Below are 21,627 nucleotides of genomic sequence, written 5' to 3' on the forward strand. Positions count from 1 at the left end.
GCCCTGTAATCCGCGCGACAGGGCACCCGTGCGCCGGGCAGGATACGGGGCCATGCCGAGACCTTCCGGATTCCTGTACGAGCAGCACGGCGACGCGAGCATCACCATCACCCACCACGGCCGCCCCGCGGGCACACTGCGCGGCGGCCGGGCGGAGAAGTTCCTGGCAGAGGTGGAGTCGGGGGACGCGCAGCTGGTGATGGCCCGCTGGACGGGGGCGTACAAGCACGGCAACGAGCGCACCGCCCGCAACCACCCGCGCAACCGCTGACGGGGCGTGCGGGGCGGGCGCCTGCCCCGCACGGCCGTATGTCCGCGAAGGCCGTGAAGGTCCGCGAAGGTCCGCGAAGGTCCGCGAAGGTCCGCGAAGGTAAGGGAACGGCAAAGCGAGGTCGTTCGTTACCCCGAGCATGACCGCTATGACCCCCGGCTCGAACATCCCTCTCTCCGCGGCCCGCGTGGCCGTGGACGTCTCCGCACCGGTGCGGCTCGACGTTTCGGGCCTGCTGCTCACCGCCGACGGCAAGGTGCGCTCCGACGACGACTTCATCTTCTACAACCAGCCCAACGGGCCCGGCGTGACCTACCGCTCCGGCGGCGGCACCGCGCCGGACGCGATCCTGGTGGACACCACCGCGGTCCCGCCCGGCATCGAGAAGATCGTCGTCACGGCGAGCCCGGATGCGGCGGGCCAGACCTTCCAGGGCATCGAGCCCACCGCGACGGTGCGCAACGCCGACGACGGCAGCGTGCTCGCCACGTTCACCCCACCCCGGCTGGGTGCCGAGACGGCGCTCGTGGTCATCGAGGTCTATCTCCGCAACGGCGCCTGGAAGGCCCGCGCGGTCGGCCAGGGCTATGCGAACGGGCTGGCCGGCATCGCCACGGACTTCGGCGTCTCGGTCGAGGAGGAGCCCGCCGCCGCACCGGCCCCCGCGCCCGTCGCGCCCCCGATGCCCGCCGCGGCCCCGGTGGACCCCCGGATCGCCGCGCCCCCGGCCCCCGCCGCCCCGCCGGCTCCGCCCGCCGCCCCGCCCGCCGGCGGCAAGATCAACCTCGACAAGGGCCGGGTCAGCCTCCAGAAGAACCAGACGGTCTCCCTGGTCAAGGGCGGCCGGCCGCTGCTCTCCCAGGTCAAGATGGGCCTCGGCTGGGAGCCCGCGTTCCGGGGCAAGGACATCGACCTCGACGCCTCCGTGATCGCCTACGGCCCCAACCGGAACCACCTGGACAGCTGCTACTTCGGCAGGCTCTCCATCCTGAACGGCGCGATCAAGCACTCCGGCGACAACCTCACGGGCGAGGGCGCGGGTGACGACGAGGTGATCGTCGTGGACCTGGGCCGGATCCCGGCGGAGGCGACCGGGCTGGTCTTCACGGTCAACTCGTTCACCGGCCAGAAGTTCACCGAGGTCGCCAAGGCCTACTGCCGGCTGGTCGACGCGGCCACCGGCGAGGAGTTGGTCCGCTTCGACCTGACCGGCGCCGAGCCGCAGACCGGCGTGATGATGGCCAAGCTGATCAAGCAGTTCTCCGGCGAGTGGGAGATGACGGCCATGGGCGACTTCGTGAAGTCGCGCACCGTCCGCGGCATGGTGAAGCCCGCCGCCCAGGCGCTGTAACAGGGAAGGCCCCCGATACGGCTTCAGGGGCTGCCTGCGGGTGCAGGCAGCCCCTGAAGCCGGAGAGCGTGACGGATACGGGGACGCGGACGCCGCGCGTGCTCGCCGCCTCCCTCAGAGCTTGGTCAGCTTGGAGTACGGGCTCAGGATCCTCCCCTGCCGCCCCGAGAAGTCGATGAGCACCGCGTCGTTGTCGCCCTCGACGGCGAGGACGCGGCCGAGTCCGAACTGATCGTGCGACACCCGGTCGCCCACATCGAACAATTCGACCGGTGGGTCCGCCTGGGCCGGGCGGTTGAAGGGACTGGAGGGCAGATGGCGCCGGGAACCGGCTGACTGTTTCATTACCTTGAGTATGCGCCCTGGGAACGCCCGACGCCATGCCCGTTCACCGCAGGGGTCCCACTGATACCGGATTCGTGATCAGCGGATCCAGGGCCAGTCCGCGTCCCGGCCCGCTTCCAGCAGCGGCACCATGCGGAACGCGGCGTCCGAAAGACCCCCGAAGGTGTGGCGCATCCCGTCGCCCGAAGGGGCGTGTCCGACCCGGTACCCGGCCAGGTTCCAGGTGTAGACGGGCACAGTGGCGGGCACCGCCGCGGTGGCGTCCGCGGCGTACGAGAACGACGCCTGCTCGTCGGTGACGATCAGCACCCGGTCATGGCCCCGGTAGTGCCGGCGCACCGCCTCCGCGGTGTTGGTGCCGCCGAGGTTGCCGAAGCGCTCCAGAACCTTCAGCACGGACTCACTCCGGCGATATGCGACCGGCGCACTGTTCGTACCGAACTGCACCAGATCGGCATCGGCCGCCCGCAGTGCCAGCGCCGTGCCGAAGATCGCGGCCGCGTCGGCCCGGTTGAGCTGCGAGCGGTCCGAGAGCGGCGACCACATCGAGCCCGAGCGGTCGACCAGGACCAGCGTCCGCCCCGGCAGGGCAGGCACGTTGTCCAGCGCGTGGCCGAGCGCCTGCTCCAGCGGGTGGGCCCAGCGCAGCGAGGGCGCGTGCTGGTAGGCAGCGAGGTAGCGGAACGGGAACTGCTGGGACGCGGCGACCGCGGCCGGGTCGCAGATCCGCTCCGCCACCCGCGCGGCGACCTCGTCCGAGACGCCCGCCTCGTCGAAGTTGCGCAGATTGCGGATGAGCGCCATCGCGCCCATCGACGGGATCACCGCTTCCCAGGCCGTGGCGTCCATCGGCCCTTGCAGCCAGCCCGCCAGGGCCTCCCAGGTCATGCCCGCGGCGGCCAGCCGGTCCGCCCCGTCGGCGCTCTCGACCACGGCCCGCCGTTCCCCGGTGGGCAGTTCCATCAGCGCGCGGTGGGCGTTCAGGACCCGGTCCGAGACCGGCACCACGGCCGTCTCGGGGTGGTGGCGGCGGTCGAGGGCGTACCGGAACAGCTCGCCCTGCCACGGCTTCTGTGGGTCGGGCGAGGCGTGCACCAGGTTCAGGATGTCGCCGAAGCGGTAGCCCTTGGACGCGGTGTCGTACTTCAGCAGCGACCTGCCGTTGTAGAGCCGGCGCACGGCATCGGCGATGCCACGCTTGACCGGCTTGGGCACGGCCCGGCCGTAGCGGGAGGTCCAGTACCCGAGGAGCTCCCCGGGCTCGTCGGCGCGCAGCAGGACGGAGTCGACGACCTGGCGGTTGGACGGTCCGTCCTCGGCGCCCGCGTCCAGCCGCGCCTTCACGTACTCGGCGGCGCCGACGATCGAGGCGGTACGCATCCGGCCGTCGCGGCGCAGCCAGTGCAGCAGGCCGGCGGTCCACTCGGGGTCACCGACGGCGAGCACCCGCACCAGTTCGGCGAAGCGCTCGTCGCGCTGCTCGCCGTCCTCGTAAAAGGTCTGCTGCGAAACGAAATTGGCGACCGCGAGCAGAAAAAGCTCGGAGCGGTTGTCACGCAGATGTCCCCGGCCGCCCTGATGGGTCGGCGCGGTGCGCCCGGTCGTCTTCACGGGCGAGGCGACACGGGGCCTGGTGGTGCGGGTGTTGAAGCGTGCCATGTGAATTCCCCCGAATTCATTGGGAGAAGGCACAGCGGAAAAGGGTGCCCGAGATCAGGAGTCGGCGACGGGCTCACTGATGCTCTACCCGATTGAGCTACCGGCCGTGGCCGGGCGGGACTCGAACCCGCAACCGTCAGTCCAATGGAAGTATCCGTCGCCTGCGCACCGGGCACCCCCCGGCGTCTGTGCCTCCCGAGATCAGAGTCGGCGGCGGCGGTTTCTTGGGAGGAAGTAGCCGCAGCCTGCGCACCGGGAGGTGCCATGCAGTCATGCTGATGAAGTTGTGGGTGCCCAGAGATCAGGGTCGGCGGAACCGACGAAGGTGCTCTACCGACTGAGCTACACCGGAACGGATCCGGTGGCGGGACTCGAACCCGCGACATCCCCATTATCAGTGGAAGTAGGTCCTGCCTGCGCACCTGGGCACGGACAGGACTCTAGAGGGATGCCCGGCCGGCGCGCGAGGGAATTACGCGCGCCGGTCGAAAGAACACCGGCCGAAAGGACGCCCGTGACAGGACGCCGGTCGACAGGCCGTCAGTGGCGGTTCGGCTGGCGCTTCCACGGGCCGGTGATGGCGAGCATGATGCCCGGCGTCTGGATGTTGGCGTACAGCGTCCGGCCGTCGGGCGAGAACGTGACTCCGGTGAACTCGCTGTACTCCGGCTCCTCCTCGCTGCCGATGTTCAGCTCGTTGCGCGCGATGGGATAGGTGCGGCCGCTCCCGGTCGCCCCGAAGAGGTGCTGGATGCCGTCGCCGTCCTCGGCGATGACCAGTCCGCCGTACGGCGAGACGGTGATGTTGTCCGGGCCGTCGAAGGCGCCGTCCTTCGACGGGTCGGCGTTCACCCCGAGGAGCACCTTCAGCGTCAGCGTGCGGCGCTTGGGGTCGTAGAACCAGACCTGGCCGTCGTGCTGGGCGGGGCTCTCGGAGCGGGCGAACGAGGAGACGATGTAGGCGCCGCCGTCGCCCCACCACATGCCTTCGAGCTTGCGGGCGCGGGTGACCTCGCCGTCGGCGAACTGCTTGCGCACCGAGACCGCCTTGGCGTCACGGTCGGGTACGTCGACCCAGTCCACGCCGTACACCGTGCCGATCTTCGTGGCGCGGGACAGGTCGTCGACGAACTTGCCGTTGCTGTCGAAGCACTTGGTGGCCTGGAGGACACCGGCGTCGTCGGCGAGCGTGCGCAGCTTGCCGCGGCCGTGCCGGAAGCCGTGCGGCGGGACCCAGCGGTAGAGCAGCCCGTTGGGGCCGGAGGCGTCCTCGGTCAGGTAGGCGTGGCCGAGCTTGGGGTCGATGACGACGGCCTCGTGGGCGTACCGGCCGAACGCCTTGATCGGGCGCGGGTCGCGGTTGGCGCGCTTGTCGTACGGGTCGACCTCGAAGACGTAGCCGTGGTCCTTGAGCAGGCCGTTCTTGCCGGCCCTGTCCTCGGTCTCCTCGCAGGTGAGCCAGGTGCCCCACGGGGTGGCGCCGCCGGCGCAGTTGGTGGACGTACCGGCGATGCCGACCCACTCGGCGGTACGGCCGTCGCGGCGGGTCTCCACGACGGTGCAGCCGCCGGCCGCGACCGGGTCGTAGACGAGGCCCTCGGCGAGCGGCACCGGGTGCTCCCAGCCGGCGCGGACGCCGCTGAGCTCGTGGTTGTTGACGAGCAGGGTGACGCCGCGCGGGCCCTCGAACGTGGCCGTGCCGTCGTGGTTGGAGGGGGTGAACTCACCGGACTCCAGCTTGGTGACACCGCTGTGGGTGATGACCTGGTACGAAAAGCCGGCGGGGAGCGCGAGTATGCCCTCGGGGTCGGCGATCAGCGGCCCGTAGCCGGGCTCGCGGCCGTGCCCATGACCGTGGTCGTGGCCGTGACCGTCGTGGCCGTCGTGGCCGTGCTTCGGGTCCCCGGCGGCCAGGGCGCCCGGTGCGGTGGCCAGTGCCGCGACGGTACCGGTCAATGCGATGCCGGCACCCGTGAGGGCGGACTGCTTGGTGAATTCCCTGCGTGTGAAGGGCATCACGTACTCCTGGGGCAACTGGGTGGGTTGTTGGCGCGCCCACAGTCGCGCCCTTGTGCCAACACCAGTTGAACTGCGGGCGACGCCAGGGGGCATCCTTCCTGTGCACTTGGCCGGAACGCATGCCCTGAACTCGCCGTTCGCCGTGGGCCACCCCGCTCGCACCGCCCGCTTCACCCCTGACGAGGAGTCAGGTCCTCTTGCGCGACCGGGCCTTGAAGGCCGCCTTGCGGGCCTCCTTGGCCTTCTTCTTGTCGCTGTGCAGCCGCCCCATCGCTTCGAGCACGTCCGCGGTCGCCGGGTGCTCCACCCGCCAGACCTCGTCGAAGAAGCCGCTGTGCTGGCCCGCCAGCCCCTCGACCAGGCCCTGGAGTTCGTCCAGATCGCCGTCGGCCTCCAGCTGGGCCGCGATCGTGTCGACGGCGAGCCAGAAGATCATCGACTCCGGCGGCGCGGGCACACCGGCCGCGCCCAGCTCCGCGAGCCAGACCCGGGCCAGGCCGCCCAGCTCGGGGTCGTCCAGCACCCCGCGCACCGCGGGCTCCGCCTCCGCGCCGACCAGGGCGAGGGCCTGCTGGCAGTGGAGCCTGCGCAGCGGGGCCTGCCGGTCCGTTCCGCGTGCCGCGGCCAGGAGTTCGGCCGCCGCACCGTCCGCGCCGCCGCGCCGGGCCAGCCACAGCTCGACCTCGCTGCGGGCCGCCGCCTCGGGGTAGTACGCGACGCCGCCGAGCAGTGCGTCGGCGCCCTTGTCCGCGAGGTCGCCGATGGCCGGGGCGTCCACCCCGGCCTCCAGCATCCGGGTCCGCAGCCCGTACAGGCCGAGCGGGGTGAGCTTCACCATTCCGTACCGGGTGATGTCCTCGTCGTCGGCCGGCGGGGCGGCGTCCTCGCCCTCCTCGACCAGCAACGCCTCGTCCACCGGGCGGTATTCGACGATCCCGATGGGTTCGAGGACCCGGAACTGGTCGTCGAGGCGCATCATCGCCTCGGACACCTGCTCAAGGATGTCGTCGGTGGGCTCGCCCATGTCGTCGGGGACGATCACCGACGCGGCGAGGGCGGGCAGCGGCACGGGGGCGGGGTCCGTGCCGCCGTGGCCGTCGCCGACGGTGAGCAGGTACAGATTGCCGAGGACCCCGTCGAGGAATTCCGCCTCGGCCTCCGGGTCCCAGTCCAGGGACTCGAAGTCGATCGAGCCGTCCTCACCGACGAGATCGGCGAGGTCGTCGAAGACCGGCGCGGTGGCGTCTGCGTGGACGGCCTCCAGGCCGTCGAGCCAGATCGACAGGACGTCCTTCGGTGACCCGCCGGTGACCAGCGCCAGGTTCTCACCGGCGGTAGCGGTCCCCTCCGCGTCCGGCCCGGCGGCCTCGTCGGGGTCCTCGACGTCGACGAGCCCCGCGTCGACCGCGAGCCGCCACGCCTCGCTCGCCTCCGCCGCGCCGTCCTCGTCGGCCGCCAGGCCCAGGTGCTCGGCCGCCGCGGGCAGTTGCGCGTCGACGAGCTCGCCGCCGGCACCGACCCGGGTCCCGGGGCCCGCCCAGCGGGCGAGCCGGACGGCGCGGGCGAGCAGCGGCGCGGCGAGCGCGTCCCGTGCCAGCTCGGCCTCGGTGCGCAGCCGTGCGGGCGGCAGGGTGGGGGGCTCTGCGGACATCAGGTGGTTCTCCTCGGGGCGTACCGGACGTACGGATCGGGCGCGCCGGACGTACGGACCAGGCGCACCGGGCGTGCGGATCGGGCGTGCCAAGCGTAGACGCATTTCGCCCCATGCCGCCCGGTTCATGCGACGGACAGCAGCAGTCCACCCGGAAGACCTTGACAACGGCCTTGCGCACACAAGAGATTGACGCGCGTAGACCTCCACTCTGACCCCCGATACCCCCGGAGCCCGTGATGCCTGCCGCATCGTCCAGAACGACCGCCGTCTCCGCCGTAGTCACCGCCGCGCTCGCCGCCGGCCTGCTCACCGGCGCCACCACCTCCGCGTCCGCCTCCACCGCCCCCGGCCAGGCCGTGGACGGCCAGGTCCGGATCCACGACATCCAGGGCTCCACCCGGATATCCCCGCTCGTCGGCCGACAGGTCGCGGAGGTGGCGGGCATCGTCACCGGAGTACGGACGTACGGCTCGAAGGGCTTCTGGTTCCAGGACCCGAACCCGGATGCCGACCCCGCCACCAGCGAGGGCATCTTCGTCTACACCGGCTCCGTGCCCACCGTCGCGGTCGGTGACGCGGTCACCGTCTCCGGCACGGTCACCGAGTACGTCCCGGGCGGCCTCGGCTCCGGCAACCAGTCGCTCACCCAGATCAGCAAGCCCACCGTCGCCGTGGTGTCCTCCGGCAACGCCCTGCCCGAGCCGGTGCGGGTCACGGAGCGCTCCGTCCCGTCCCGGTACACCCCGCAGGGCGACCGCGCGGCGGGCGGCTCCATCAACGCGCTGCCGCTGCGACCGTCCCGCTACGCCCTCGACTACTACGAGTCGGTCGAAGGGATGAACATCGGCGTCGGCACCTCGCGGGTGGTCGGCGCCACCGACGCGCACGCCGAGCTGTGGGTGACGGTGAAGCCGCGCGAGAACGACGCCCGCCGCGGCGGCACCGTCTACGGCTCGTACGACGCGCAGAACACCGGACGGCTGCAGATCCAGTCGCTGGTGCCGCTGGCCCAGCAGCCCTTCCCCAAGGCCGACGTGGGCGATGTGCTGACCGGTACGACCGAGGGCCCGCTCGACTTCAACCAGTACGGCGGCTACACGCTGACCGCCCGCACCATGGGCACGGTCGCCGCGAAGGGCCTGCGGCGGGAGACCACCCGCAAGCAGCGCGGCGGGGAGCTGGCCGTGGCGACGTACAACGTCGAGAACCTCGACCCGGCCGACCCGCAGGAGAAGTTCGACGCGCTCGCCGCCGCGATCGTCGACAACCTCGCCTCGCCCGACATCGTGGCGCTGGAGGAGATCCAGGACAACAACGGCGCGAAGAGCGACGGCACGGTCGCCGCCGATCTGACGGTGAAGAAGTTCACCGACGCGATCCTGGCGGCGGGCGGCCCGGCGTACGAGTGGCGCTCCATCGACCCGCAGGACAAGAAGGACGGCGGCGAGCCCGGCGGCAACATCCGCCAGGTGTTCCTCTTCAACCCGGAGCGGGTCTCGTTCACCGACCGGGCCGGCGGCGACGCGACGACGGCGACGGATGTCGTACGGGAGCGGGGCCGCGCCGCCCTGACCCTCTCCCCCGGCCGGATCGACCCGGCGAACGCGGCGTGGGAGAACAGCCGCAAGCCGCTCGTCGGGGAGTTCGGCTTCCGCGGCCGTACGGTCTTCGTCGTCGCCAACCACTTCGCGTCCAAGGGCGGTGACGAGTCCATCTTCTCGGAGCACCAGCCGCCGACCCGTTCCTCCGAGGTCCAGCGGCACGCGCAGGCCGAGGCGGTCAACACCTTCGTCAAGAAGCTGCTGGGCGTCCAGAAGAACGCGGACGTGCTGGTCGTCGGCGACATCAACGACTTCGAGTTCTCCGGCACGGCCAGGGCCCTGACGGCCGGGGGCGTGCTCTACCCGGCGATCAAGTCCCTGCCGCGCTCGGAGCGTTACAGCTACGTCTACCAGGGCAACAGCCAGGTCCTCGACCAGATCCTGACCAGCCCGTCGATCGACGACTACCACTACGACAGCGTGCACATCAACGCCGAGTTCGCCGACCAGAACAGCGACCACGACCCGCAGGTGCTCCGCTTCCGCCCGTAACGGCGGCCCTACGCGCCCGCCCCCGGCCGGATGCCGAGAGCGGGCGCGTACCGGTGCACCCCGCCGCCGGTCACCCCCGGATACGACCGCACCCGCTCCCACTGCGGCGTACTCGACCCGATCCCGGCACCGGGCGCGGCCAGTGCGTCGATGTGGGCCCCGGCGCTCTCCCATTCGGCGTAGTTGAGCACCCGGGTCCCGTCGGTGCTCACGTGGAAGTGGCCGGAGATGCCGCCCGGGGCGGGCGCCGGATCGGTCCCCAGTGCCTCGAACACGGTGTCCACCCAGTCCCGTTGCCGCGCCTTGTCCGGGCCCTCGAACTCGACATCGACGATCACGACACAGCCCGGCTCCCGTCCGTCGCCCTCCCGGGGCGGCGTGGAACGGTAGAGCTCAAGGGTGTGCAGTCCGAGCCGCCGGATGCCGGGCACGGCCGCGTCGATGTCCGTGTTGCGCTCGTCCCTGCCGTGCCGGAAGAAGTCCTGGTACGCCTGCTCACCACTCCACTGGCTGTAGTGAAACAGGGTCTTCCCGTCCTCACCGGCATGGACGGTGTACGAAAGGAGTCCCGGATGCGGCCAGTCCCGGCTGTCCCACGCCTCACGAATGGCCTCGACCGTCCGCCGTTGGCGCTCCGGGGTACCGACATCCCAGGTGCTCGCCTTGACGAGTCCGGCGTCGTTACGGGCAAGATCGGGACGGGAATCGAATCGCACGCTCATGACGGGTCCTCCTGACCGGGGCACCGGGGCGGTGTGCCGTTGCCGACCACCCTGATACGTCAAGTGCGCTTGAGGTCAACAGCACACCCTTTCGGCACCGTCGGGCGCCGCGAGAGCACAACGAACGGAGTAGCGCATGGCACCGCATCTCAGGACGATCAGCCGCGAGGAGCATCTGGCGTTCGTCGCGAGCCGTCCCGCCATGAGCCATATGCAGGTTCCGTCGTGGGGCGATGTGAAGCCCGACTGGCGTGCGGAGAGCATCGGCTGGTTCGACCGGGACGGCGCGGGACGGGAACGGATCGTCGGAGCCGGGCTCGTCCTGTACCGGCCGATCCCCCGGGTGAAGCGCTATCTGGCCTATCTGCCGGAGGGCCCGGTCGTCGACTGGCACGGCACGGGGCTGAGGCAGTGGCTGGATCCGATGCTGGCGCATCTGAAGGCACAGGGCGCTTTCTCGGTGCGGATGGGCCCGCCGGTGGTCGCCCGGCGCTGGGACGCCCGGACCGTCAAGGACGCCATCGCCGACCCGGCCGCCGGGCGGCTGCGCGACGTGCCGCCGGATTCGCAGGAGCCGCGGGCCGCCGAGGTCGTGGCGCAGCTGCGCGCTCTGGGCTGGCGGCGGGGCGAGGAGGAGAGCGAGGACGGTTTCAGCGCGGGGCAGCCCCGGTACGTCTTCCAGGTGCCGTTCGCCGGGCTGTCGCTGGAGGAGATCCGGGGCGGCCTGAACCAGCAGTGGCGGCGCAACATCAAGAAGGCCGAGAAGGCGGGCGTCAAGGTCGTCGAGGGCGACTACGAGGACCTCCCGGCCTTCTACGACCTGTACCGCGAGACGGCCGCGCGCGACCGCTTCATCCCCCGTCCGCTCGGCTACTTCCAGCGCATGTGGACCGTGCTGCGGGCCGAGGACCCCGACCGGATGCGGCTCTATCTCGCCCAGCACGACGGGGAGACCCTCTCCGCGGCGACGATGCTGACGGTGGGGAACCACGTCTGGTACTCCTACGGCGCCTCGACCGGCCGCAAGCGCGAGGTGCAGCCCAGCAACGCGATCCAGTGGCGCATGATGAGCGACGCGCACGAACTGGGCGCGGCCGTCTACGACCTGCGCGGCATCACCGACACCCTCGACGAGAGCAACCATCTGGTGGGCCTGCTGCGCTTCAAGGTCGGCACGGGCGGCCGGGCCGCGGAGTACATCGGCGAGTGGGACTACCCGATCAACAAGGTGCTCCACAAGGCCTTCACCCTCTACATGGCCCGTCGCTGAGCGGCGCGGCGCCCGTGGCAGACTCCGGAGCATGATCCTTCGCACCGCCACCCGGGCCGACCTGCCGGCCGTCCTCGCCCTGCTCGCCGACGAGAAGCGGGTCGCCGATCCGGCCTCGGTCGTGGTCGACGACGCGTACGAGAGGGCCTTCGCCGCCATCGAGAGCGACCCGCGCAACGAGATGCTGGTGCTGGTGGACGGCGACACGGTGCTGGGCTGCGCGCAGGCGACGTACATACCGGGGCTCGGCAGGCACGGCGAGGAGCGGGCGCTGATCGAGGCGGTGCGGGTCAGGGCCGACCGGCGGGGCGGCGGGCTGGGGCGGGAGCTGATGAAGCAGGCCGGGGACCGGGCCCGGCTGCGGGGGTGCGGGCTGATGCAGCTGACCAGCGGCAAGCGGCGTGCGGACGCCCACCGGTTCTACGAGTCGCTGGGCTTCGCCCGCAGCCACGAAGGCTTCAAGCTCGCCCTCTGACCCCGCGCGGCCGTGGTGCCGCTACGCGGGGTCGGTCCGCCACGCGGTCATGTCGAGCTCGTCGAGCAGCCGTACGTCGCTGCCCTTGAGCGGGAAGGTGCGCGCCTCCAGGCCGGGCGCCGGTGCGATCTCCAGGGCGTCGCCCTCGATGAGGTCGCCGCCGGTGGGGGTGGAGACCCAGGCCAGGAGCGATCGCATCGTCTTGCCCGGCTCCAACATGACCTCCTGCGGCCCGCGGTCGGTGCCCATGTAGGAGGAGCCCGGGTTCACCGGGACGGGCAGCCGGTCGCCGGCCTCGTCCAGGGCGCGGACGGACGGGTAGCCGTGGACCCGGTACGGCTTGCTGCCGCAGTTGGTGAGGGTGAGCCCGACGGCCCGGTGGCCGAGCGCCGCCTCCACCTCGCCCATGTCGACGACGACGCCGGAGGACGGGCAGCCGGCGCGGACGGTGGGCGTGGGGCCCGGCCCCCGCGTGCCCGGCGGCCGGCCGGAAAGCCCGGCGGAGACACTGGGGAACGGGGTCGGCAGCTTGTCGGCGTGCACCCCGCCGGGCAGCCGTGACACGCTCGGCGTCGGCTCCGGCTCGCCCTCGCCCGCCGGTACGAGGAACCCGGCGCATCCGGTGAGCGAGAGCCCCAGCCCCCCGGCCAGCAGCACGGCCGCCACCGGCCTTCGTCTCCCGGTCCCCGCCCATGCCGGTCCTCGCACGCTCACGCACCCACCCCGGTCTCAGCCTGCCGCATAGGCGTTCGATCATGCCAGAGTGCGGGGACCCGGCCCCGGTCAAGACGCAGCCCGCCGGGCGCGGGGCGGCCGACGGGCTGCGGAGGGCTTACGAGGAACTGCTCGCCGCCACAGGTCAGTTGTGGCTGTGCAGGACGTCGTTGAGGCCGTCCCAGACCGCGTTGTTCGGGCGGGCCTCGACGGCGCCGGAGACCGAGTTGCGACGGAAGAGGATGTTCGAGGCGCCGGAGAGCTCACGGGCCTTGACGATCTGGCCGTCCGGGAGCGTGATGCGGGTACCGGCCGTGACGTAGAGGCCGGCCTCGACGACGCACTCGTCGCCGAGCGCGATCCCGACACCGGCCTCGGCGCCGATCAGGCAGCGCTCGCCGATGACGATGCGCTCCTTGCCACCGCCCGAAAGGGTGCCCATGGTGGAGGCGCCGCCGCCGATGTCGGAGCCGTTGCCGACGACGACGCCCGCGGAGATGCGGCCCTCGACCATCGACGTGCCGAGGGTGCCCGCGTTGAAGTTGACGAAGCCCTCGTGCATGACGGTCGTGCCGGCGGCGAGGTGCGCGCCGAGCCTGACCCGGTCGGCGTCGGCGATCCGGACGCCCTTCGGCGCGACGTAGTCCGTCATCCGGGGGAACTTGTCGACCGAGGTGACCTGGAGGTGCAGGCCCTCGGCGCGGGCGTTCAGCCGCACCTTCTCCACGTCGTCGACGGCGACCGGGCCGAGCGAGGTCCAGGCGACGTTGGCGAGGAGGCCGAAGAGTCCGTCCAGGTTCTGGCCGTGCGGCTGGACGAGGCGGTGCGAGAGGAGGTGAAGGCGCAGGTACGCGTCGTGGGCGTCGAGCGGCTTCTCGTCGAGCGAGGCGATGACCGTACGTACGGCGACGACCTCGACACCGCGGCGGGCGTCAACGCCGACGGCCTTGGCGGCGCCCTCACCGAGGAGGCTGACGGCCTGGTCGGGGGCGAGCCGTTCGGTTCCGGCCGGGCCGGGCTCGGCGGTGAGCTCGGGGGCGGGGAACCAGGTGTCGAGAACGGAACCGTCGCCGGCGATGGTGGCGAGGCCGGCGGCGACGGCGCCGGTGGTGCGAGCAGGAGTCGTGTCGGTCATGACACGAAACCTAACCGGCGAGGCACCACCGGGGCCAACCGGTCTCGCCGGATGGTCGCGGTCCGGCCCGGGAGCCCGGACCTGCCAGGTCAGCCGGGCTGCGCCTGTCGTTCGGACACCGCTACGGCACCCTCCTCGCGCGTCGGCACCGCCGATGCCCGCGACGACCCCGGCCTGCGGGACGCTCAGCCCGCGCGGGCCGGTCAGATGGACGAAGGTGAAGCTGACGACTCCGTTGAGAAAGGAGCCGAAGGCCGGCAGCCGCACCGCGCGCGGTACGTCCCGCACGGCCCCGAAGAAGCTCGTCCCCAGCACCTCCCTAGTGAGTTTCCTTTGGGAACGGACTATGACATCATGCTTTCCTGCTGGTCGATCCGGTAAGAGGCGGATGCGGGAGACCGACGGAGGAGCCCATGCCCCAGCGCACCAGCCTGGCCGACGCCGACTGCGCGATCGCCCAGGCACTCGATGTCGTGGGCGACTGGTGGACCCTGCTGATCGTGCGGGACACGGCGCGCGGGGTGCACCGCTTCGACGCGCTCCAGGAGGAGCTGGGCGTGTCCCGCAAGGTGCTGACCGAGCGGCTGCGGCTGCTGGTCGACGCGGGGGTGCTCTCCCGGGAGCCGTACCAGGACCGGCCGCCCCGGTACGAGTACCGGCTCACCCGGCGCGGCCGCGCACTGCTGCCTGTACTGATCGCGCTCCAGGACTGGGGCGACACCTGGGTGCTGGGGGAAGGGGAAATGATGGCGACGGCCGCGGAGGCCTCGAAGGAGGCGGCCCGGGTGCACGCTCTGGTGGGCACGCGCCTGCCCGCGCTGCGACTGCTGGACCACGACGGCGGGTCGCGCGACCCGGTCGCCGACACCCCGTACACCGTCCTGTACTTCTTCCCCGGCGCCTACGCCCGCCGGGACGCCTATCCGCCCGGCTGGGCCGAGATCCCCGGCGCGAGCGGCTGCACGCTCGAATCCTGCACGTACCGCGACCAGTTGGCCGAGTTCACGACGGCCGGCGCGACCGTGCACGGAGTCTCCACCCAGCGCCCGGACGAGCAACGGGCCTTCGCGGACGCGGAGCGGCTGCGGTTCCCGCTGCTGTCCGACGCCGAGCTGGAACTGACGGCGGCGCTGCGCCTGCCGACCTTCCGCGCGGGGGGCACCAGCCGGATGAAGCGGCTGACGCTGGTGGTGGACCGCGACCGGACGGTCCGCGAGGCGCTGTATCCGATCACGGACATCGAGGAGAGCGTCCGAGCGGCGCTGGCGGCGGTACGGAGCGGGGGCCCGTCCGGGGAATGAGGGACGCCCGGGGAAGGGTCGGTCACCCCGGGGACGCGGCCGTCACCGGGCGATCCGCCCCAGCATCTCGCGCGCGTACGCCTCGTCGTACTCGCCGCCGGTGAGCAGCACCTGCAGACAGATCCCGTCCATGAGCGCGATCAGCGCCCGCGCCGTGGCCGGATCGGTCCGCCGGGACAGCAGTTCGGCGGTGCCGTCGGTCCACTCGGCGGCGACGGGGCGCAGCGCGGGCCTGCGCAGCGCGGCGAGATACAGCTCGTACTCCAGCTCGGCCCGTCCGCGCCCGCCGGAGAAGTACGCCCCCAGCAGCCCGGCCAGTTCCTCGGCGAGGCCGGCATCCGGGTCGGCCAGCGCCTCGCTCTCCCGCATGACCACGGCGAAGTTCTCGTTCGACCGGCGCAGCGCGGCGATCAACAGCTCGTCCAGCGAGGCGAAGTGATACGTCGTCGAGCCGAGCGGCACATCGGCCTCGGCCGCGACGGAGCGGTGGCTCAGCCCCGCGATGCCCTTGGCACCGACCACCCTGATCGCGGCGTCGATGATGCGGTCGCGCCGCTCGGGGTCGTAGCGGCGCACCATCAGTGGGCCCCGCCCAGATTCAGCACCACCACTCCGGCGATGACCAGCGCTATGCCCGCCAGCTTGACCGGGCTGCCGGACTCGCCCATGAAGAGGATGCCGATGGCGGCGACCGCCGCGGTGCCGATCCCGGCCCAGATGGCATAGGCGGTGCCCACCGACAGCGTCTTCAGCGTCTGGGCGAGCAGCCCGAAGGCCACGAGGTACCCCGCGACGGTGATCAGCGAGGGCCAGAGCCGGGTGAAGCCCTCGCTGTACTTCATGGCCGTCGTGCCGGCCACCTCCGCCGCGATCGCCGCGGCCAGCATTCCGTATCCCATGTGTACGAGTGTACGCATCGCCGTCCGTACGACAGTACGAGCACTTTGGGCCAACCGGGACGCTACGGTGTCCCGACCAGCACACCGGACAACGACACATGACGGAGCAGCAGTGGCGCAGGACGCAGGGTGGGGCGGCGGGGCACCGTACGGAGGGCCCCCGGGACCGCCGGGATGGGGCGGCTGGACGCCACCGCCGAAGCCGGGAGTGATACCGCTGGTGCCCCTGAGGCTCGGGGACATATTCAGCGGCGCCTTCAGCACGATGGGACGCTATTGGAAGCAGTTGTTCGGCATCGGCGCGGCCGTGTACGGCGGGGCGCTGGCGATCATGGGCGCCGCGGTCCTGATCGGGTACTCCGCGGTCAGCGATCCTCTGCACCGGCTCATCGCGCTCAGCGCCGACGAGGACCCTCCGTCCTCCGACGTGGTGCCGATCGTGGTCGCCCTCGGTGTCGTCTGGCTGCTCGGCCTGATCGTCTTCTCGGTCTCCACGGCCATGATGTACGCGACCGTCCCCACGATCCTGCAGGAGGCGGTGCTGGGCAGGCCGGCCACCTTCTCCTTCGTCTGGCGCCGGGCCTGGGCCCGCGTACCGGCGGTGGTCGGGACGGTGGTGCTGACCTCCCTGATCGCGGTGATCCCGATGGCGCTGATGGTGGTCGGCTTCTTCGCGTTCGTGATCGGCGCCATCACCATGGCGCACGGGGGCGATATCGCGCTGTGGACCGCGCTCGGCTTCCTGGGCGCGCTGGCCACCGCCCCGCTGGCGGTCTGGCTCTGGGTGAAGTTCTGTCTGGCGCCCTCGGCCGCGGTGTTCGAGGGACAGTCCCCGGTGGCCGCCCTGCGCCGCTCCTCGCAGCTGGTGCGCGGCGACTGGTGGCGGGTCCTCGGCATCACCCTGCTGGCCTTCGCGCTCGCCGCCGCGGCGAACTACGTCATCCAGATCCCGTTCTCGTTCCTCGGCATGTTCTCCGGGGTCATCGGCGGATCGACCCTGGACGAGGACCCGAATCCCGCCTCGATCGCCTTCGCCATGAGCGGCTATCTGGTGATCCTGGCGCTGGGTCAGCTGATCGGCCAGTTCATCTCGGCGACATTCCCGCAGCTGGTGACCGGACTGCTCTACGTCGACCGGCGCATGCGCACGGAGAACCTGGGACCGGCCCTCGCCGAGGCGGCGGCCGTACCCCCGCAGTACGGCCCGCGGTACGGCCCCTGAGCGCGTCCGCGAAGGCCCGGTCCGCTCAGGGAAACGGCCATGCCCGCCGGTCTGCCCGGCGGACATGGCCGTTCGCGTCCTCGATTCGCGAGGCGGTACCTCGCGAGGCCGTCCGTTCCGTCAGCCGCCGACGGTGAACCAGGTGGCCCGGGACTTCTTCCATTCGGCGTGGTCGAGGTCCTTCGCCTCGGTGCCGTCCCCGTACAGATCGGCCGATCCGGCATCCGTGATCAGCTGCGCCCGGGCGCCCGGAACCGTCAGATCCGGAACGTCCACGACGGCCTCCCAGCCGCCCGGGTCCGCCGTCGGCAGATCGGCCCGCTTGACCGGTGCGTGCGAGGCGACGCCGTCCCAGGTGTAGAGGGCGTACGGGTCGGAGTTGTCGTCGGCCGCCCAGGAACCGGCCACGATCAGATACTGGTCGGCGGCGTTCTTCCGGAGGTCCCGGATGCTGAGGCCGCCGAGGTCCAGCTCGATCGGCGCGCCCATGACCGCCTTCGCCCCGCTGCCGGCCACCTTGTCGAAGTTGGTGACGGGCACGATCAGGGCCTTGCCCCCCGACTTCGGCGGCACCAGAGGTGCCCGGAAACCGAGGTACGCGGTGGTCTTCGAGCCGGGCGCGAACTCCAGGCCCTCGATGTTGAACCCGTCGATCTGCTTGGGCGCTTCACCGTCCGCCGTCCCCGCGGCGAAGCCGAGCCGGTTGCCGTTCGCCTTGTCCCAGGCGACGAGGTCGTCCCGGAGCTTCTTGTACGAGCCGCCCACCGTCAGCTGCGTGGCGGCGCCCGACCCGGTCACCGTCGTGGTGAAGACGGTATTGCGGGGGGACTTGTACTCGCCGTCCTTGTTGTTGCCGAGCGAACCGGTCCAGTAGATGGTGTCGCCGGCCCGGGCCGCGCCCTCGATGTCGACCTCCTTCGACACCCCGAGCTCCGAGCCGACGTCCCAGCTCCTCACCGGCCCACCGGACGTGGAACGGTCGTACAGGCGCAGCGTGTTGGACTCGTCGTCGGCCACGACCACGTACCCGCCACCGACGTCGACGGCGGCCGAGGCATCCGAGGAACCGGTGAGATAACGGGTGTCTGCGGCGTTCTGAACGGCGGCGGAGGCGGCGTAGTGCAGCGTCTTGGTTGCGGTCTTGCCGCCGAGTCCGGTGACCTTGACCGTGAGGTCGGTGTAACCGCGCCCGTGCGCGGCGACCGTGAGCTTCCGGGTGCCGCCGGTCCCCGTCACGGTCACATCGCCGGCCTTGGCGACGGACGGCTTGGAGCTGGCGGACGCCGCCACGCCGAGCTCGGCCGCATCGGCCCCGCTCTGCGCGACGGTGACGGTCACCACGGGGTCACCGCTCGCGCCGACGGCGCCGGAGAGGTAGGAGACCGAGAGCCCGATCGTCGGCGTTCCGTAACTCGCGGCGTGCGCGGGGGCGTTGATTCCCAGGGCGGCCAGCAGGAGAACACCGCCCGCGGCGGCGGCCGTCCTTCGGTCGGGGAGCGAAGACTGATGCAGCACGGCATGCCTCTCGTCGACGTGGGTGTCGCGGGTAGGTTCCGCTACCCGTGCCAACGAGGGACACACATCATGAGTACGGCGGGCGAAACAACGACGAAAAACGGCCCCCGGCGCGGAGCCGGGAGCCGTTCGTCGTCAGTGGCGGGCTCAGACGTTGAAGCCCAGGGCGCGCAGCTGCTCGCGCCCGTCGTCCGTGATCTTGTCCGGGCCCCACGGCGGCATCCAGACCCAGTTGATCCGCAGCTCGCTGACGATGCCGTCGGTCGCCGACTTCGCCTGGTCCTCGATGACATCGGTCAGCGGGCAGGCCGCGGACGTCAGCGTCATGTCGAGGGTGGCGATATTGGCGTCGTCGATGTGGATGCCGTAGATCAGGCCCAGGTTGACGACGTCGATGCCCAGCTCGGGGTCGACCACGTCGTACAGCGCCTCGCGGACCTCCTCCTCGGAGGCCGGCTTGGTGGTCAGGGTCTCGTTGTCGCTCATGCCGTCTTCCCTTCGGACAGCGCTTTCGCCGTCGCGTCCTTCCACGCCATCCAGCTCAGCAGCGCGCACTTCACCCGGGCCGGGTACTTCGAGACGCCGGCGAACGCGACCGCGTCCTCCAGCACCTCCTCCATCGCGTCGTCGGGCTCCAGCTGGCCCTTCGACTGCATCAGCTCCAGGAAGGTCTCCTGGATCTTCTGCGCCTGGCCCAGCTCCTTGCCGACCAGGAGGTCGTTCAGCACGGAGGCGCTGGCCTGGCTGATGGAGCAGCCCTGACCCTCGTACGACACGTCGGCGATGGTCTCGCCGTCGTACTTCACCCGGAGAGTGATCTCGTCGCCGCACGTCGGGTTGACGTGGTGCACCTCGGCGTCGCCGTCCCGCAGGCCGCGCCCGTGGGGGTGCTTGTAGTGGTCCAGGATCACTTCCTGGTACATGGAATCAAGCTTCACCAGTCAACCCTCAGCCGCTCTGCCAATTAACCGAAAAAGTTCCGTACGTGTTCCAGTCCGTCCACCAGGGCGTCGACCTCGGCGGGCGTGGAGTACAGATAGAACGACGCTCGCGTCGTCGCAGGAATTCCGTACCGCAGGCAGACCGGCCGTGCGCAGTGGTGTCCGACCCGGACCGCGATGCCCTGCTCGTCGAGCACCTGGCCCACGTCGTGCGGGTGGATGTCGCCGAGCGTGAAGGAGATCGTGGCGCCGCGGTCCTCGGCCGTCGCCGGACCGATGATCCTGAGGTCCGGGACCTCCAGGAGCCGCTTCACCGCGTACTCGGTGATCGCGTGCTCGTGCCGGTAGATCTTCTCCATACCGATCGCCGAGAGGTAGTCCACGGCCGCACCGAGGCCGACGGCCTGGGCGATCGGGGGCGTACCGGCCTCGAACTTGTGCGGCGCGGGGGCGTACGTCGACGAGTGCATCGACACGGTCTCGATCATCTCGCCGCCACCGAGGAACGGCGGAAGGTCCTCCAGGAGCTCCTGCCGTCCCCAGAGCACGCCGATGCCGGTCGGGCCGACCATCTTGTGACCGGTGAAGGCCACGAAGTCGGCCTGCAGCGCCTGCACGTCGAGCACCATGTGCGGGGCGGCCTGCGAGGCGTCGATGCAGACCAGCGCGCCGACCTGCTGGGCCCGGCGGATGATCTTCTCGACCGGGTTGATCGTGCCCATGATGTTGGAGACCAGGGTGAAGGAGACGATCTTCGTCTTCTCCGTGATGATCTCCTCGATGTTGGACAGGTCGAGGCGGCCGTCGTCGGTGATGCCGAACCACTTCAGCTTCGCGCCCGTGCGCTGCGAGAGCAGCTGCCACGGCACGATGTTGGAGTGGTGCTCCATCTCCGTGGTGACGATCTCGGTTTCGTGGTCCACCCGGTAGGGCTCGTCGGCCCAGCCGAGCATGTTGGCCACGAGGTTGAGCGACTCGGAGGCGTTCTTGGTGAAGATCACCTCGTCGCGGCTGGGTGCGTTGATGAACGCGGCGACCTTGTCACGGGCGCCTTCGTACAGCGCCGTGGCCTCCTCCGCGATCGTGTACACACCACGGTGCACATTGGCGTTGTGCCGCTCGTAGTACTCGTTGAGGGCGTCGAGCACCTGGCGCGGCTTCTGCGAGGTCGCAGCGCTGTCCAGGTAAACGATCTTCTTCCCGTCGTGGACCGTCCGATCCAGCAGGGGGAAGTCCTTGCGGATCGCCTCGGTGTCGAGGAGGCCCGGCAGCTGTGTCACGCGGAAGCGCCACCCTTCACATATGCCTCGTAGCCCTCGTTCTCCAGCTTGTCGGCGAGCTCGGCGCCGCCGGACTCGGCAATGCGGCCGTTGGCGAAGACGTGCACGAAGTCGGGCTTGATGTAGCGGAGGATCCGCGTGTAGTGCGTGATCAGCAGGGTGCCGACCTCGCCGGTCTCGCGGACCCGGTTGACGCCCTCGGAGACGATGCGCAGGGCGTCGACGTCCAGACCGGAGTCGGTCTCGTCGAGGATCGCGACCTTCGGCCTGAGGAGCTCCAGCTGAAGGATCTCGTGGCGCTTCTTCTCACCGCCGGAGAAGCCCTCGTTGACGTTGCGCTCGGCGAACGCCGGGTCCATCTGGAGCCGGCCCATCGTCTCCTTGACCTCCTTCACCCAGGTGCGCAGCTTGGGCGCCTCGCCGCGGACGGCGGTGGCGGAGGTGCGGAGGAAGTTGGAGACCGAGACACCGGGGATCTCGACCGGGTACTGCATCGCGAGGAACAGGCCGGCGCGGGCCCGCTCGTCGACGGTCATCTCCAGGACGTCCTCGCCGTCCAGGGTCACCGAACCGCTGGTGATCGTGTACTTGGGGTGACCCGCGAGGGAGTACGCGAGGGTGGACTTGCCGGACCCGTTGGGGCCCATGATGGCGTGGGTCTCGCCCTGCTTCACGGTCAGGTCGACGCCCTTGAGGATCTCCTTCGTGGCGTTGTCGGCCTCGACGGAGACGTGCAGGTCGCGGATTTCAAGCGTTGCCAT

At 70.9% G+C, this 21,627-nt stretch carries 21 protein-coding genes and 1 tRNA gene; 7 read left to right on the plus strand and 15 right to left on the minus strand.

Annotated elements, in window-relative coordinates; translation table 11 throughout:
• The first annotated feature begins 52 nt into the window (after window positions 1-52).
• A complete protein-coding gene (locus BT364_RS00485) occupies window positions 53-271 on the plus strand; it encodes a hypothetical protein (RefSeq protein ID WP_072483037.1) in 219 nt (72 codons plus the stop codon).
• Between the two features lie 139 nt (window positions 272-410).
• Entirely contained in the window at window positions 411-1,622 is a 1,212-nt protein-coding gene (locus BT364_RS00490; protein WP_072483038.1) for a TerD family protein, read from the plus strand.
• A gap of 114 nt (window positions 1,623-1,736) precedes the next feature.
• Here the strand turns inward: BT364_RS00490 and BT364_RS00495 are convergent, their stop codons facing one another.
• The 5 genes from BT364_RS00495 to BT364_RS00510 form a co-directional block, all read right to left on the minus strand.
• Window positions 1,737-1,967 carry a hypothetical protein gene (locus tag BT364_RS00495; protein ID WP_072483039.1) on the minus strand — a complete coding sequence of 77 codons (231 nt, stop codon included), beginning with the start codon at window positions 1,965-1,967 and terminating at the stop codon, window positions 1,737-1,739.
• A gap of 78 nt (window positions 1,968-2,045) precedes the next feature.
• Window positions 2,046-3,626, minus strand: a complete 1,581-nt coding sequence (locus BT364_RS00500; RefSeq protein WP_072483040.1) for a TROVE domain-containing protein — start codon at window positions 3,624-3,626, stop codon at window positions 2,046-2,048.
• 356 nt (window positions 3,627-3,982) lie between these two features.
• Window positions 3,983-4,052 (minus strand) — tRNA-Ile (locus tag BT364_RS41265).
• Between the two features lie 114 nt (window positions 4,053-4,166).
• The gene (locus BT364_RS00505) at window positions 4,167-5,642 is read right to left on the minus strand and encodes an alkaline phosphatase PhoX (protein WP_072483041.1); all 1,476 of its coding nucleotides are present in this window, start codon (window positions 5,640-5,642) and stop codon (window positions 4,167-4,169) included.
• A gap of 190 nt (window positions 5,643-5,832) precedes the next feature.
• On the minus strand, window positions 5,833-7,296 hold the full coding sequence (locus tag BT364_RS00510; RefSeq protein ID WP_072483042.1) for a hypothetical protein: 1,464 nt from the start codon (window positions 7,294-7,296) through the stop codon (window positions 5,833-5,835).
• 239 nt (window positions 7,297-7,535) lie between these two features.
• Between BT364_RS00510 and BT364_RS00515 the strand changes: the two genes are divergently transcribed.
• Complete coding sequence (locus tag BT364_RS00515) at window positions 7,536-9,392, plus strand: endonuclease/exonuclease/phosphatase family protein (RefSeq protein ID WP_072483043.1); 1,857 nt, start codon at window positions 7,536-7,538, stop codon at window positions 9,390-9,392.
• Between the two features lie 8 nt (window positions 9,393-9,400).
• Here the strand turns inward: BT364_RS00515 and BT364_RS00520 are convergent, their stop codons facing one another.
• Window positions 9,401-10,114: an antibiotic biosynthesis monooxygenase gene (locus BT364_RS00520; RefSeq protein ID WP_072483044.1), complete on the minus strand. Its 714-nt coding sequence runs from the start codon at window positions 10,112-10,114 to the stop codon at window positions 9,401-9,403.
• Between the two features lie 136 nt (window positions 10,115-10,250).
• On the opposite strand from BT364_RS00520, the gene BT364_RS00525 reads away from it, so the two are divergent.
• A complete protein-coding gene (locus tag BT364_RS00525; RefSeq protein ID WP_072483045.1) occupies window positions 10,251-11,384 on the plus strand; it encodes a lipid II:glycine glycyltransferase FemX in 1,134 nt (377 codons plus the stop codon).
• A gap of 31 nt (window positions 11,385-11,415) precedes the next feature.
• Window positions 11,416-11,859: a GNAT family N-acetyltransferase gene (locus tag BT364_RS00530; RefSeq protein ID WP_072483046.1), complete on the plus strand. Its 444-nt coding sequence runs from the start codon at window positions 11,416-11,418 to the stop codon at window positions 11,857-11,859.
• 21 nt (window positions 11,860-11,880) lie between these two features.
• On the opposite strand, the gene BT364_RS00535 is transcribed toward BT364_RS00530, so the two are convergent.
• Together BT364_RS00535 and dapD are read right to left on the minus strand one after the other, a co-directional pair.
• The gene (locus tag BT364_RS00535) at window positions 11,881-12,516 is read right to left on the minus strand and encodes a DUF4232 domain-containing protein (protein WP_079179301.1); all 636 of its coding nucleotides are present in this window, start codon (window positions 12,514-12,516) and stop codon (window positions 11,881-11,883) included.
• 202 nt (window positions 12,517-12,718) lie between these two features.
• Window positions 12,719-13,708 (minus strand): 2,3,4,5-tetrahydropyridine-2,6-dicarboxylate N-succinyltransferase, encoded by a 990-nt coding sequence (gene dapD / locus BT364_RS00540; RefSeq protein WP_072483653.1) that lies wholly within the window; start codon window positions 13,706-13,708, stop codon window positions 12,719-12,721.
• 413 nt (window positions 13,709-14,121) lie between these two features.
• Between dapD and BT364_RS00545 the strand changes: the two genes are divergently transcribed.
• Window positions 14,122-15,009 carry a winged helix-turn-helix transcriptional regulator gene (locus tag BT364_RS00545; RefSeq protein ID WP_072483048.1) on the plus strand — a complete coding sequence of 296 codons (888 nt, stop codon included), beginning with the start codon at window positions 14,122-14,124 and terminating at the stop codon, window positions 15,007-15,009.
• Window positions 15,010-15,051: 42 nt separating this feature from the next.
• On the opposite strand, the gene BT364_RS00550 is transcribed toward BT364_RS00545, so the two are convergent.
• Together BT364_RS00550 and BT364_RS00555 are read right to left on the minus strand one after the other, a co-directional pair.
• Window positions 15,052-15,588 carry a TetR/AcrR family transcriptional regulator gene (locus BT364_RS00550; protein ID WP_072483049.1) on the minus strand — a complete coding sequence of 179 codons (537 nt, stop codon included), beginning with the start codon at window positions 15,586-15,588 and terminating at the stop codon, window positions 15,052-15,054.
• Window positions 15,588-15,908 (minus strand): DMT family transporter, encoded by a 321-nt coding sequence (locus BT364_RS00555; RefSeq protein ID WP_072483654.1) that lies wholly within the window; start codon window positions 15,906-15,908, stop codon window positions 15,588-15,590. Before BT364_RS00555 ends, BT364_RS00550 begins: the two co-directional genes overlap by 1 nt.
• Window positions 15,909-16,173: 265 nt before the next feature.
• Between BT364_RS00555 and BT364_RS00560 the strand changes: the two genes are divergently transcribed.
• Window positions 16,174-17,130 carry a DUF7847 domain-containing protein gene (locus BT364_RS00560; RefSeq protein WP_256259541.1) on the plus strand — a complete coding sequence of 319 codons (957 nt, stop codon included), beginning with the start codon at window positions 16,174-16,176 and terminating at the stop codon, window positions 17,128-17,130.
• Between the two features lie 120 nt (window positions 17,131-17,250).
• Here BT364_RS00560 and BT364_RS00565 read toward each other — a convergent pair whose 3' ends face one another.
• The 5 genes from BT364_RS00565 to sufC all read right to left on the minus strand — a co-directional run bounded on the left by BT364_RS00565 (window position 17,251) and on the right by sufC (window position 21,627).
• Window positions 17,251-18,645, minus strand: coding sequence for a DUF3616 domain-containing protein (locus tag BT364_RS00565; RefSeq protein WP_072483656.1), 1,395 nt, complete (start codon window positions 18,643-18,645; stop codon window positions 17,251-17,253).
• Window positions 18,646-18,792: 147 nt separating this feature from the next.
• A complete protein-coding gene (locus tag BT364_RS00570; RefSeq protein WP_030974666.1) occupies window positions 18,793-19,131 on the minus strand; it encodes a metal-sulfur cluster assembly factor in 339 nt (112 codons plus the stop codon).
• Window positions 19,128-19,583 carry a Fe-S cluster assembly sulfur transfer protein SufU gene (sufU, locus tag BT364_RS00575; protein WP_072483050.1) on the minus strand — a complete coding sequence of 152 codons (456 nt, stop codon included), beginning with the start codon at window positions 19,581-19,583 and terminating at the stop codon, window positions 19,128-19,130. Before sufU ends, BT364_RS00570 begins: the two co-directional genes overlap by 4 nt.
• Before the next feature lie 26 nt (window positions 19,584-19,609).
• Window positions 19,610-20,866 carry a cysteine desulfurase gene (locus BT364_RS00580; protein WP_072483051.1) on the minus strand — a complete coding sequence of 419 codons (1,257 nt, stop codon included), beginning with the start codon at window positions 20,864-20,866 and terminating at the stop codon, window positions 19,610-19,612.
• A complete protein-coding gene (sufC, locus tag BT364_RS00585) occupies window positions 20,863-21,627 on the minus strand; it encodes a Fe-S cluster assembly ATPase SufC (protein ID WP_072483052.1) in 765 nt (254 codons plus the stop codon). Before sufC ends, BT364_RS00580 begins: the two co-directional genes overlap by 4 nt.

Source organism: Streptomyces atratus (assembly GCF_900119365.1).
In the GTDB taxonomy this organism is placed as follows: Bacteria; Actinomycetota; Actinomycetes; order Streptomycetales; family Streptomycetaceae; genus Streptomyces; species Streptomyces atratus_B.